Origin of the sequence: Halomarina oriensis (assembly GCF_009791395.1) — an archaeon.
In the GTDB taxonomy this organism is placed as follows: Archaea; Halobacteriota; Halobacteria; order Halobacteriales; family Haloarculaceae; genus Halomarina; species Halomarina oriensis.
The window spans coordinates 103,696-115,872 of the sequence record NZ_WSZK01000034.1 but is presented as its reverse complement, the minus strand read 5'-3'; the positions used below and the strand labels follow the sequence as shown (position 1 = coordinate 115,872).

Here is a 12,177-nt window from a genome sequence, read left to right as displayed (position 1 = left end):
CTCGCTTCGGCCCGAGTAACTGTTAACCGACGCGACCGGTATCTCCGTGCAGTGACGGCGTCGTCTCACCCCAAGAGTCGAGTCGTGGAGGGAGAGCGGCCGTGACACCGGACGGGTCGGAGACCAGCGGCGTCCGGGAGGACGACGGCGACGGCACTCGGCGGTCGGACGCCGACGTGCAGTTTGAGCCACGCGAGATCCGGACCATCGCGCTCGCGGTCGTCGCGGGCGTGTTCTTCGGCGGCGTTGCGACGGGCGTCGCCTACCCGACGCTCCCGTTGCTCGACGACCTGCTCGGCATCAGCGCGGTCGTGCTCGGTGTCATCCTCTCGGCGAACCGCATCGCCCGCCTGTTCATGAACGCGCCGGCCGGGACGGTCGTCGACAGCGTCGGTGCACGCCGACCGATGATAGCGGGCCTGTTCGTCCAGGGGCTCGCTCCGTTCGGCTACGTCGCGGGGCTCTCGGTTCCGGCGGGGACGCTCGCCACGTTGCCGGGTGTCGGGCCCGTCTCGAACGCGGCGGCGGTCTTCCTGCTCGCGCGAACGATGTGGGGGTTCGGCAGCGCGTTCGTCTTCCTCGGTGCGTTCGCCACCATCACCCACGTCACGACGACGGGCAACCGTGGGCGGTGGCTCGGCTACATGCGCGGCGGCCAGTCGCTCGGCTTCCCGACGGGACTGGTCGTCGGGGGACTGATGGCCGACCTGCTGGGTATCGAGGAGGCGTTTTTGACCGCCGGTGTCCTCGCCGTGCTCGCCGGGTTCGTCGCGCTGGTCGTCCTCCCGGACGTGGCTCCCTCGACGGAAGGGCGGACACGTCTCCGGCAGTTGCCCGCGATGGTCCGCCGGGAGCCTCGCGTCCTCCCCATCGGCATCGGGAACATGACCATCCGGTTCACCTTCGGTGGGGTGCTGTTGGCGACGGTGGTGAAGTACGCCGCGGCGACCGGAGTCGAACTGGGCGTCCTCGACGCGGCCGGTATCAGCGGTGTGGTCCTGGGCGTCGGCGTCGTCACGTCGAGCGCCACGACGTTCCTCAGCGGTCGGGTCTCCGATAGCCTGTCGAACCGGGCGTACGTCCTCGTCCCGGCCTTTCTGGCGATGGGGACCGGACTCGCCGTGCTCGCCGCGGTGCCGACCCTCCTCGGCCTGTTCGGCGGGACCGCACTCATCGGGATGGGGACCGGTGGGGGCGGGCCGGCGCTCCTGGCGATTCTGGGCGACATCACCCCCGGCGAGGAGATCGGGCGCATGGGGAGCGTCTACAACATCATGGGCGACGTGGGACTGAGTCTCGGCCCGCTGCTCGCCGTCCCGATGGTCGACACCTGGTTCGGCTTCGAGGCGACGTACTGGCTCTGTGCCGGCGCGGTCGTCCTCACGCTGGTCGTCGCCGCCGGCCCGCTGGTGCGGTCCGGGACGGAACCCACGACCGGCGAGACGGGGGGACGCCCGTGACGTGGGCGACGACGACGGGAGTCGCCGCCGCGGGGACCGACGGTAAGCTTACACGTGTCGGTAACGGAACTGGATTATGAGCGAGAAGTCAGCCGAGCGGACCCACAGCGGTTCGGACGAGAGCGTCCGGAGTCGTGCCGGGGACCGCCTCGACTCGATGACCGGGATGGACCGTCCCGGCCGAACCAGGGAGAAGACCGACCGCGTGATGCGCTACGGGAAGTACGCGCTCGTCTCACTCGGGGTCGCCATCCTGTTCACGTTCTTCGGCGGCGTCCTCGGGCTGATTCCGTTCGTCGGCGGGCTGCTCGCCGGCATCACCGGTCTCGTCAGCGGCGTCGCGTGGTTGGCGTTTCTCGTCTTCGCCGTGCTGTTCGCCTACCCGCTGGTGAAGGCGATGCTGAGCTGAACCGGCCACGAGAGTGCGTCGGTCCGAGAACGGCAGACGGCGGTCGGAGACGGAACGCCCGGAGTCGCTACACCAACTCCGCTATCACTTCGGTGAGCGGCGTGACGAACACACCCCCGCTCTCGTCGAGTTCGACGAGGTCGGCAGCGACGAACGCCGGCAGGTGACAGCGGTACAGCGAGACGAGCGCCCGGTCGAACCGGTCGGCGTCGTCGCCCGTACTCGGGTGGTCGGTCTCCGCGGCGACGACCCGGTCGGTCAGGTCGTCGAGTTCGATGGTCCCCGTACAGGTCGCCAGCACGCGGAGGAGCGTGCGACGACGGGCGTCCTCGAAGACCCGCCCGAGCGTCTCGTCTGGCTGTCGGGGCGAATCGTCCGTGAACGGTGGGGTCGCGCTATGGATCGACATCTGTTTTCCCTTGACCGGCCCAACAACACACCGGGAGTTATGCGCCACACCTAATCACGTAGGTAACGTTCCAGTCGCTCATCCCTTCGAACGAACGAGTGCGACGCCGTGTGTCAGTTTCTCGTGGTCGCCCCGCTCGACCACTCGACGCGGACACCCACCGCTGCACGTCGACGGCACGAACGACCGTCGCTAGAGACAGGGGAGCGGCGTCGAAGACGGTCGACGAACCGGCCATGGAGGAGTCGAGGCGCGGCCGTCGCTGCTCGCCGAAGTGGACCGAAGCGGGGCGGAATGGGGCGGGACGACTGCCGAGGTGACGGGAGGACGGCGACGACCCGAGAGACGGTCGGTCAGTTCCGGAACTGGCTCTGGACTGCGGCGACCGCCTGCCGTAACACGGCGGTCGGCCGACGGGAGGACTCGGCCGGACCGACCGGGCCGACCTGTTCGTCGGCGTCGGCGGGGTCGGGCGCGGCCTCCGTCCCGGTGTCGACGGACGGCGCGGGCGTGGACTCCGCTACGGTGTCGCTCGACGCCGACTCCTCACCGTCGTCGAGCATCGCCGCGACGACGGCGTCGTAGAGCGCCCCCGTCGTGAACGTCCGGCCGTCGTGGTCGGCCAGACCGTAGGTCCCGCGTCGCGCGAGCGCCTCCCGTACGGACGCCTCGTCGGTCGGGTCGAACGCCGAGGAGAGCGCGTGCTCGCCGGCGAACGTCCGCGTCGAGACGCGGACGTGGTCGCCCGCCCTCGTCACGGTCGGGCGCTCGTTACGTAGCGCCTCTACAGCGAGTGTGTCGGCCAACTCGTGTTTCCCTGCCGCCCGTAGCTCTCGGAGTCGCTGAGTCACTGCCATGACGACAGATACGACCCAGAGATAGTTCAGGCTTTGGGGTTATCTGGGTAGCCGACACGTGTGCGCCCGTGCCGCATGGTACGGCGTCACCCGGAACCGCTCAACGGCCACACGACGTGCTCTCGAAGCTCGAAACGGGAGTTCGACCGGCGAGGTTCGGACGTGACCTGTCGGGTTTCGGATAGCTATTCGTGGCGAGGGCTTAAGCCCTTCAACTGTTCATTACAGAATGAAATGGACTACTCCACCCGACAGCGTGAGCGCGCGCCCGAGAGCGAGGCTGGGGAGCAATCGAAGGGCACAGAGGGGGAGCGGGTGTGCGACGAGTGTGAGTCGGGCCGACTCGTCAAGAGCGACGACGGCCGCGAACTCGTCTGTGACGAGTGTGGACTCATCGTCGAGGAGACGAACATCGACCCCGGCCCGGAGTGGCGGGCGTTCAACCACTCCGAGCGCCAGAGCAAGTCGCGCGTGGGCGCTCCCACGACGCAGACGATGCACGACAAGGGACTGACCACCCAGATCGACTGGAAGAACAAGGACGCCTACGGGCGCTCGCTCTCCTCGGAGAAGCGCAGTCAGATGCACCGGCTTCGAAAGTGGCAGGAGCGTATCCGCACGAAAGACGCCGGCGAACGGAACCTCCAGTTCGCACTCTCCGAGATCGACCGGATGGCCAGCGCACTGGGCGTCCCACAGTCCGTCCGAGAGGTGGCGTCGGTCATCTACCGGCGCGCGCTGAGCGAGGACCTCATCCGTGGCCGCTCCATCGAGGGCGTCGCCACGAGCGCACTCTACGCCGCCTGCCGCAAGGAGGGTATCCCGCGCTCGCTCGAGGAGATCACCGAGGTCTCGCGGGTCGAGCGCAAGGAGATCGGTCGCACCTACCGCTACATCTCCCAGAGCCTGAGTCTGGAGATGGAGCCGGTCGACCCCAAGAAGTACGTCCCGCGGTTCTGCTCGGAACTCGAACTGAGCGAGGAGGTCGAGGCGAAGGCCAACGAGATCATCAACGTCACCACGGAGAAGGGTCTGCTGTCGGGGAAGTCCCCGACGGGCTACGCCGCCGCGGCCATCTACGCCGCCTCGCTGCTCTGTAACGAGAAGAAGACCCAGCGCGAGGTCGCAGACGTCGCGCAGGTCACCGAGGTCACCATCCGCAACCGCTATCAAGAACAGATCGAAGCCATGGGCATCTGAGCGGGGCGCACGCTCCACCCGCCGTCGACGGATAGCTCCGCTCGAACCGATTACGACTCCTCTCGATTCCACCTGCCGAGCCGTCGCCACTCCTCCTGTGGGCGACAGAGCGCACGGTAGAACGACCGGAGGTGGAACGGCTGCCACGCCTCGTCGCCGAACGCGAGGTCGTGGTCCGCGAGCGCCGCCCCGTAGTTCTCCGCGAGCAGTCGCGTCTGGTGTGCGGCGGTCAGGAGCGGCACGTAGCTGTTCGAGGCGCGAGCGACGTCGAGCGCGTACTCGGTGTCTTTCGCCCACGAGGACGTCCGGAGTCGCGGACGCGCTCCACTCTCGTCGACTCGGACCCTCCGGCCTTCGGTCTCGCCCTCGTCGGTCTCGACCGCTCGCTCGAACCCCCGGTTCGTCGAGTACGGCGGGTCGACGTACACGGACGGGACGTCCCACTCCAGCAGGTCGACGACCCGCTCCGGGTCGACACCGTTCTGCGAGAGGAACGTACAGACCTCGGCGGCCATCGCCGCTCGGATCGACGCCCGGAGGACGACCCCGAGTTTGACGACGTGACCGTTCCCGACACCCCCGAAGAACTCGTGGGTGTGACCGAGCGCGTCGAAAATCGGGGTGAGACGCTGGTAAGTCTCACGTTCGCCACCGACGAACAAGGTGTAGGCAGGTTCGTCGCCGTCGGTCGGGCCGGGACCGTGGCGAGTCAGCCCGCAGTCGACGTAGCCCACCTCACGGTCACGGCATCGACCGTGGTAGTGGACGTCCACGTCCGGCGTCGTCGTGCCGGTGTCGACGACCGTCTGCCCGGCGTCGAGCGAGTCGAGAACTCCGTCGTCGCCCTCCATCACCGCCTCGACGGCCTCGCGGGTCGGCAGCGCGAGCAGCACGACGTTCGAGCGTGCCGTCGCGTCCGCGGGGTGTTCGGCGGCCCGTGCGCCGCGGTCGACCGCGTCCGCGACCGCCTCCGCATCCACGTCCGAGACCACGACGTCGTAGCCCGCGCGGACGAGTTTCGTGACGAACCACTGCCCGACGCGTCCAGCGCCGACGAGGCCGACGGTGTCGATAGCGTCGTACGTACCGTTCTCCGTGGCGGGTGTCATCCTTCGACGGACCCTGCGGCGGGACCACGCTAAGAGATTGGCATCGGCACGGCGAGCAGGCTGTTACGCCGACCCACTCGGGCGTCGACGTAGCCCGCCGGTCGGTCGAAGCGGGGTCACTCCAGTCCCAGTCCCTCGCTCATCGAGTTACCGGGCTTCGGGACGCCCTTCGCCGTCACCGTCTCGCCGGTCACGAACGAGGCGGCGGGGCTGACGAGGAACTGGACGAGGTCCGCGATCTCCTCCCCGTGCCCGATACGGCGGTCGACCTCCTCGCGCTCGGGCATCTGCTCGCTGTCGATACCCAGCGTCTCGGCGACGCCCGGCGTCTGAATCAGACCGGGGGCGACGCAGTTGACGCGAATCCCGTGTGGTGCCCACTCGACGGCGAGCGTCTCGGTCAGACGGATGATGGCGGCCTTCGCCGCGCCGTAGTGGCTCTCGCCGGGCGCGGCGTGCTGGCCGTTGACCGACGAGAGGTTGACGATGCTCCCGCCGCCGTTCTCGCGCATCACTTCGCCGGCGACCTGCGTGCAGTGGACGGTGCCGTTGAGGTTGAGGTCGACGATGGCGTTCCAGCCGTTCGGCGAGATGTCCTCGAAGGGGGCGACGAACTCCCCGCCCGCGTTGTTGACGAGGACGTCGACCCCACCGAACTCCGCGACGGTCGCGTCGACGAGCGCGTCGACCTGCTCGCGTTCGCGGACGTTGCACTCGACGGCGAGCGCGGTTCCCTCGCACTCGTCGTCGATGGCCTCCGCGACGGGGTCGACGCGCTCTTGCGCACGCGAGCAGATGACGACGTTCGCGCCACTGGCGGCGAGCGTCTCGGCGATGGCCTTCCCGATACCCTGACTCGCACCCGTGACGATGGCGGTCCGTCCGGCGACGCCGTAGTCCGGTTCGTGCATGGCAGAGACGGGTGCCAGCGGGTCATAATCGTACCGGCGAGGGGGCGGACTCGACCGCGTGCTTCGGACCTGGTTACAGTATAGGTGGCTCGTAATAATACGTCGCCGAAGCGTCGACGACGAGTATGACTGGTACAGGGCCGGAGTCGTGGACCCCGGACGACCTCTCGAAGGAGCAGGCGCTCACGCTCATGTCCCGACCGCGGCGACGACACGTCGTCCACGCGCTGCTCGAAGCCGACGACGGGGCGCTCACCCGTGAAGAACTGGTGAACATCCTCGCCGCCGGACGGCAGGCGACACATCCCTCCGACATCGAGGACGACCGACTTCGGACCATCGACACGTCGCTGGTCCATCTCCACCTCCCGAAACTCGACAACCACGACGTCGTCGAGTACGACCGCGACTCGGGGCACGTCGAACTGTCCGAGACCGCGAGCGACGTGCTGCCGCTGCTTCAGTTCGCGGACGACCCCGAGTGAACGCGAGGGCCGCGTGGTCCCGTCGGTCGCGCACCGGAACGGGAGCCATCGAGGAGGGAGGTACGTCGAGAGCTACTCCAGCAGCACCGAGAAGCCCCAGGAGTGCTCGGTGGCGGCGTCCCCGGTCGCCCCGTCGTCGGCCGGGCCGGTCCGGAACGTCGTCTCGAAACGGTACTCGCCGACCGGAAGACAGGCGTCCTCGCCGGGCAGGGCGTAGACGTCGAGTTCCCGTGTGGCGGTCTCGCCGGGGTCGAGCGTTCGAGTCCGGTACTCCATGGTGACGGCGACGGGGTCCGCGAGTCGCCAGCAGCCGGCTTCGGCGGGGTACTCGCCCTCTGGAGGGAGCAAGACGAGGGAGCCGGCCGTGTCCGAGACGTACGCGAAGACGACCGCTCGGCCCTCACCGACCGCGAGCGTCTCGTCGGTCGTGTTGGTGACCGAGACGCGCAGTCCGGGCGGCGCGTCCTCGGTCGCGGCGTCGGTGACGACCTCGACGGCGTGTTCGACGGCCGCGTCGACCGTGTCGGTGTCGACGACGGTGACGCCGGGACCGCCCGTCCCGCGGAGTCGGGTGCCACCAGCGTCGTCGGTCGCGTTGCCGCCCGGCAGGTCGTCGGTCGTGTTCCCCGACGGGGTCGGCGTGGGAGTCGGGTCGGTGGTGTCGGCCCCCGACTCGTCGTCGGCCGGGTCGGCGGTGCCGAGACAGCCGGCGAGCGGGAGGGTGGCGAGCGCGCAGTACGTCAGCAGGGACCGTCGTGTCGTCATCACCCGACGTTCGACGCCTCGGAGGATAACCACGCCGGAGCATCAAACGTCGCTTTGGGCCATCCGAGCGACTCGGGAGAGGCCGACCGGCCGGACACCGCGACGACCGAGCGACGTCTACCCGATGTGCGCGGCTCGGCGAGGAACGGAGGTACGATAGGGGTGGTGGCGTCGACCGGGGTGACAGGCCCGGCCGCCACCGATACGACAGGAGCGACGTGGAGTCGGTGACACTGACAACCCACGTCGTCCGGTTCGACACCCCACAGCCGGTTAGTTACCGACCGACTGACCGACGTTCGGCGGTCGCTACCGCTCGCCGAGCGTCCCGTTAAGACCACGCGTCCCCTTCGGGACGGTATGAACCGAGTGCTGGCGACGGGTGGTGCGGTCGGTGGGGTCCTCGCGGCGGTCGGCGCGTGGAACCTCTACCAGCGAGCGACGACCGAGACGGTCCCGTACACCGTGGTCGAGACCATCGGCGACGTGGAGGTCAGGCAGTATCCGGAGACGGCGCTCGTCGAGACGACCGCTCACTCGGAGAGCGCGGCGTTCCGTCGCCTCTTCCGGTACATCGCGGGCGACAACGAGAGCGCGGCGGACGTGGCGATGACCGCACCCGTCGAGGTCGACGGCGGGGGAACGGAGCGGTCGGTAGCGACGACCACACCGGTCGAGGTGGAGAAGGACGACCGTGGAGAGTCGGTGGCGATGACCGCACCCGTCGAGACGGCCGAACGAGACGAGGGGGTCCGGATGGGGTTCTACCTCCCCGCGACGTACGACGTCGACACCGCACCCCGGCCGACCGATAGTCGCGTGGACCTGAGCGCCGTCCCCGAGCGGACGCTCGCGGTCCTCCGGTTCTCGTGGTGGGCGACGGACGGCCGGGTCGCCCGTCGGATGGACGAACTGCTCGACACGCTCGACGACGCGGACGTGTCGGTCACCGGCGACCCCTTCTTCATGGGCTACGACGCGCCGTGGTCGGTCCCGTTCGTCCGCCGGAACGAGGTGGCCGTCGAACTCGCCGCCGACGCCGGGACCTGAGGACCCCCCGTCGGGTCACTCCGGGGCGTACTCGATGCACCCGCGCAGTTCCGCGCTCAGCATCTCGGCCTCGTAGCTCAGTAGGTGGCGGTCGTCTTCGGTCATCGCGCCGCTGGCGGCGACGTTCTCGATGGCGGTGAGCAGGTCCCGTTCGAGGGTGGCGACGTCGGCTTGGGTCGGGTCGTTGTCTGACTGCATACACGGGTCGAGTCGCGCCGACCGTATGGGTCGTGCCCATACAGGCGTTGAAGCACCGGCGAGGCGAGGCTACAGTGATAGCGGCCGCGACCGAGACACTCACCGACGGCGACGTGTCCGACCGCGGTGACCCGTCGCCGCCCCGAACGGCCACGACCGTCCCGACCCGCGAGCGGGCGTGCTCGGTCCGGCCGTGGTGCATCCGGTGTGACGCCGGACACGTCCACGAGCGAGCGGTTTTGTAGGGACGCGTTGTACGACGGGTATGAGAACATCGGACGGTGTGACACGTCGGTGGGGGCAGCGTCGGCGGTCCGTCGGGACCGTCGCTCGGGGGGATGCCCCGGCGGCGCTCCGGAGGGGACGATGAGCCGTCGCGTTCGGTTCACGCAGTCGACGGTGTTCCTGTGGGCACTACTGCTCGTGTTCGGCGGCGTCACGGCGCTCCTTTTCCTCCCGTTCTCCCAGTACGTCCTGCTGGCGGGGCTGCTGGGCTACGTCCTCTTTCCGTTCTCGCGGCGACTCGCCGCGCTGGTCGGGCGAACGCTCGGCGCGGGCATCACCGTCGTCCTCGCGCTGGTGTCGGTCGTCGCCCCCTTCGCGTTCGTGTTCGTCGTCGCGCTGGCGCAGGCACAGTCGCTGGTCAGCGGGCTCACCCGGTCGTCGGTGGTCGACACCAGCGACGCGGTGCTGGACCGACTGGGCGTGGAGATGGGGACGATGGAGCTCGTCGACCTCCTCACGGAGGCGGTCCAGACCGGGTCACAGGGGTTGCTCGGGAACGTCTACACGCTCGTCGGTCAGACGACCCACCTCCTCATCGGCACCGTCGTCTTCCTGTTCGTCTTCTACTACCTGCTCCGTGACGGCGACCGACTGGTCGCGTGGGTCCGGGACGTGACACCGCTCTCGCGGGCCGAGACCGACGACCTCATCGAACGGTTCGACCGCCTGCTGTGGGCCTCGCTGGTCGGCACCGTCGTCGTCGCGGCCGTGCAGGCGGTGTTGACGGGTATCGCGTTCAACCTCCTCGGGTTCACCAACGCCGTGTTCTGGACGCTCGTGACGTTCCTCCTCTCGCTGCTCCCCGTCATCGGGGCGTCGGTCGTCTGGATTCCCGCGAGCGCCTACCTCCTCTTCGTCGGTCGAATCGCGGACGCCGTCGTCCTCCTCGTCGTCGGCACGTTCGTCATCAGCGGGTCCGACAACGTCATCCGCCCGTTCGTCGTCCACCGTGGTGCACAGCTCAACACGGGCCTCGTCGTCGTCGGCATCTTCGGCGGCCTCGCGCTGTTCGGGTTCCTGGGGCTGTTCGTGGGACCGGTCGTCGTCGGCCTGGCGAAACACCTCGTCGAGGTGCTGGCCGACCGCCACGGCGTCAACGGCGACGAGGCGTGAGCCGTCACTCGCCGGGCCGGACGGCGACGGGCCGGACGCGACCGAACGGCGACCGCTCAGTTCAGCGACTCGACCGGGTCGGTGAGGTCCTCGGGGGCGTCGACCGGCCCGTTGACGAACAGGCCGTGTGCGATGATGACGACGGCGAGCAGACCCGCGACGGTGACGGCCGTCGTCGTCGCAACGGCCGTGAACTGCCCGACGAGCGCCCCGGCTACCATGCTACAGAACACGCCCAGCAACACGAGGTCGTAGTACTGCCACGTGTAGGTCACGGCCGCCGTTCGGACGCCACTCGGGAAAAGCCACCGCTGACGGCAGTCAGCCGACGGTACTGCGAACCCGACGGTACCACCGCGTCACGCCGGCGACACCGGGGAACCCGTCGACCGCCCAGAGCACGGCGGTGAGCACGCCGACGAGGAGTCCGAACAGGACCCACGGGGTGAGCGCGAACTCGCCGACGAGCGGCCCCAGCCCCTCGTCGTCGTACTCGACGGCCGGGAGCACCGGCCACAGGAGGAACGTCAGCCGACCGAACGCCCCGGCCGAGAGGTCGACGAGGCTGTCACCGAGCAGGTGCGAGGCGTACCCCAGCGCGAACGCGCTTCCGGCCTCCGAGTGCTCGCGGCTGGCGAGCACCCACCAGACCAGTGCGACGACGAGCGTTCCGAAGAGCGCGGAGTGGGCGAGCGACCGGCCGCTCGGGAGGACGGTCAGCCACCACGCCAGCGGTTTGTCGACGACGTCGGGGAACTGCGTCCCGAACGCGAGGGCGAGCGCCGCGGCGTCGGTCGGCGGCCCACGACCGGTCGCACGCCGCGACAGCGAGTACAACAGATAGCCGAAGCCGAGATGTCCCCAGGGCCACACGGTCGAACCGAAGACCGGACGCTGTATCAGCGTTCGCATCGGCCGAGCGTGAGTCCGGACGGACGCTCGGTGTGGCCCGTCGACGGCGCTCAGGACGCCTCGACGGAGATCCAGAAGTGAATCTCCTCGTCGGCGTTCTCCAGCGTCGGTGTCGCGGGCGGGTCGCCCTCGTACAGGAGGAACGCGAGGCGGAGTCGGTCGCCGGTCGTCGGCGGCGTCACGTCGTACTCCCGTTCCCACTGGCGGCCGTCGTCGAGGGTGACCGCGAAGCGGTCGAGTTCGGTGCTGGCCGTGACCGACGGCCGACCGTCCGACTCGTCGACCTGCTGGAGTTGGACCACCACCGTGTAGCGCGTGGACTCGCCCTCCTGGTTGCCGATGCCGAGCCAGAGCGACCGCGACTCGCCCTCGACGAACGACCGTGGGTAGTCGGCGGCGACGGGGGCACCCGAGTCGGTCTCGGTGAACGCGTAGAACTCGGTGTACGCCTCCCCGCGAATCGGCATCGCAACCGCGTACACCGAGGCGCTCAGTGCGACCACGACGGCGAGTGCGACGAGCACGGCGAGTGCCGTGTCGGCCGACGACCCGCCGCTCACTCGAGTGCGGACCCACGGGCCGGGCGCGACGCTGAACCGGTCGTCGCGCGGGACCCGCCGCCGCCGGACCGCCGCGGCGACGACGCCGACGAGGAGATAGCCGTACATCGTCGTCACGAACGTCCCACGAGTGAGGCCGAGCGGCGTGTAGGTGAGTGCGAAACCGACCAGCGCGGCGACGACGAGACTCCCGACGAGCGTCAGCGTGACGCGTTCGAGGCCGTCGACTCGGTCACCGGGTCGGTCGGCCGCCGGGTCGGCCGCCGGTGGCGACCCACGGGGGAACAGTACGGCCACGAGGACGTAGCCCGGCAGGACGACGACGAACACGAGCGAGAGGACGATACCCGGTGGCGTCCCCAGCGCGTCGAACGGTGACACCGCGAGCGCGAACAGCGCGGCGACAGTCGCCACGGCGAGCAGGTCGACGTAGTCGGCGAGCGCGCTCACGGAC

15 protein-coding genes are annotated in these 12,177 nt (G+C 69.2%); 6 read left to right on the top strand and 9 right to left on the bottom strand.

What is annotated here, in order from left to right:
- The first annotated feature begins 176 nt into the window (after positions 1–176).
- Positions 177–1,460 carry an MFS transporter gene (locus tag GQS65_RS17945; RefSeq protein ID WP_368280315.1) on the top strand — a complete coding sequence of 428 codons (1,284 nt, stop codon included), beginning with the start codon at positions 177–179 and terminating at the stop codon, positions 1,458–1,460.
- 76 nt (positions 1,461–1,536) lie between these two features.
- Positions 1,537–1,869, top strand: coding sequence for a hypothetical protein (locus GQS65_RS17940; protein WP_158206001.1), 333 nt, complete (start codon positions 1,537–1,539; stop codon positions 1,867–1,869).
- A 67-nt stretch (positions 1,870–1,936) separates the two neighbouring features.
- Here the strand turns inward: GQS65_RS17940 and GQS65_RS17935 are convergent, their stop codons facing one another.
- Both GQS65_RS17935 and GQS65_RS17930 read right to left on the bottom strand, forming a co-directional pair.
- Positions 1,937–2,278, bottom strand: a complete 342-nt coding sequence (locus GQS65_RS17935) for a DUF7344 domain-containing protein (RefSeq protein ID WP_158206000.1) — start codon at positions 2,276–2,278, stop codon at positions 1,937–1,939.
- A 353-nt stretch (positions 2,279–2,631) separates the two neighbouring features.
- Positions 2,632–3,135, bottom strand: a complete 504-nt coding sequence (locus GQS65_RS17930) for a hypothetical protein (protein WP_158205999.1) — start codon at positions 3,133–3,135, stop codon at positions 2,632–2,634.
- Between the two features lie 234 nt (positions 3,136–3,369).
- Between GQS65_RS17930 and GQS65_RS17925 the strand changes: the two genes are divergently transcribed.
- The gene (locus GQS65_RS17925; RefSeq protein WP_158205998.1) at positions 3,370–4,335 is read left to right on the top strand and encodes a transcription initiation factor IIB; all 966 of its coding nucleotides are present in this window, start codon (positions 3,370–3,372) and stop codon (positions 4,333–4,335) included.
- A 50-nt stretch (positions 4,336–4,385) separates the two neighbouring features.
- Here GQS65_RS17925 and GQS65_RS17920 read toward each other — a convergent pair whose 3' ends face one another.
- Together GQS65_RS17920 and GQS65_RS17915 are read right to left on the bottom strand one after the other, a co-directional pair.
- Positions 4,386–5,444 carry an NAD(P)-dependent oxidoreductase gene (locus tag GQS65_RS17920; RefSeq protein ID WP_158205997.1) on the bottom strand — a complete coding sequence of 353 codons (1,059 nt, stop codon included), beginning with the start codon at positions 5,442–5,444 and terminating at the stop codon, positions 4,386–4,388.
- 116 nt (positions 5,445–5,560) lie between these two features.
- Complete coding sequence (locus tag GQS65_RS17915) at positions 5,561–6,355, bottom strand: SDR family NAD(P)-dependent oxidoreductase (RefSeq protein WP_158205996.1); 795 nt, start codon at positions 6,353–6,355, stop codon at positions 5,561–5,563.
- A gap of 125 nt (positions 6,356–6,480) precedes the next feature.
- On the opposite strand from GQS65_RS17915, the gene GQS65_RS17910 reads away from it, so the two are divergent.
- Positions 6,481–6,840, top strand: a complete 360-nt coding sequence (locus GQS65_RS17910; protein ID WP_158205995.1) for a DUF7344 domain-containing protein — start codon at positions 6,481–6,483, stop codon at positions 6,838–6,840.
- 72 nt (positions 6,841–6,912) lie between these two features.
- On the opposite strand, the gene GQS65_RS17905 is transcribed toward GQS65_RS17910, so the two are convergent.
- Positions 6,913–7,608, bottom strand: coding sequence for a hypothetical protein (locus GQS65_RS17905; protein WP_394351459.1), 696 nt, complete (start codon positions 7,606–7,608; stop codon positions 6,913–6,915).
- A gap of 357 nt (positions 7,609–7,965) precedes the next feature.
- Between GQS65_RS17905 and GQS65_RS17900 the strand changes: the two genes are divergently transcribed.
- On the top strand, positions 7,966–8,655 hold the full coding sequence (locus GQS65_RS17900) for an SOUL family heme-binding protein (protein ID WP_158205993.1): 690 nt from the start codon (positions 7,966–7,968) through the stop codon (positions 8,653–8,655).
- Positions 8,656–8,670: 15 nt separating this feature from the next.
- On the opposite strand, the gene GQS65_RS17895 is transcribed toward GQS65_RS17900, so the two are convergent.
- The gene (locus GQS65_RS17895; RefSeq protein ID WP_158205992.1) at positions 8,671–8,853 is read right to left on the bottom strand and encodes a hypothetical protein; all 183 of its coding nucleotides are present in this window, start codon (positions 8,851–8,853) and stop codon (positions 8,671–8,673) included.
- A 366-nt stretch (positions 8,854–9,219) separates the two neighbouring features.
- On the opposite strand from GQS65_RS17895, the gene GQS65_RS17890 reads away from it, so the two are divergent.
- Positions 9,220–10,251, top strand: coding sequence for an AI-2E family transporter (locus GQS65_RS17890; protein WP_158205991.1), 1,032 nt, complete (start codon positions 9,220–9,222; stop codon positions 10,249–10,251).
- 56 nt (positions 10,252–10,307) lie between these two features.
- Here the strand turns inward: GQS65_RS17890 and GQS65_RS17885 are convergent, their stop codons facing one another.
- From GQS65_RS17885 to GQS65_RS17875, 3 genes are all read right to left on the bottom strand, one after another.
- On the bottom strand, positions 10,308–10,526 hold the full coding sequence (locus tag GQS65_RS17885; RefSeq protein WP_158205990.1) for a hypothetical protein: 219 nt from the start codon (positions 10,524–10,526) through the stop codon (positions 10,308–10,310).
- A 46-nt stretch (positions 10,527–10,572) separates the two neighbouring features.
- Complete coding sequence (locus GQS65_RS17880) at positions 10,573–11,124, bottom strand: metal-dependent hydrolase (protein ID WP_368280308.1); 552 nt, start codon at positions 11,122–11,124, stop codon at positions 10,573–10,575.
- 89 nt (positions 11,125–11,213) lie between these two features.
- On the bottom strand, positions 11,214–12,173 hold the full coding sequence (locus GQS65_RS17875; RefSeq protein WP_158205988.1) for a DUF1616 domain-containing protein: 960 nt from the start codon (positions 12,171–12,173) through the stop codon (positions 11,214–11,216).
- Positions 12,174–12,177 lie beyond the last annotated feature (4 nt).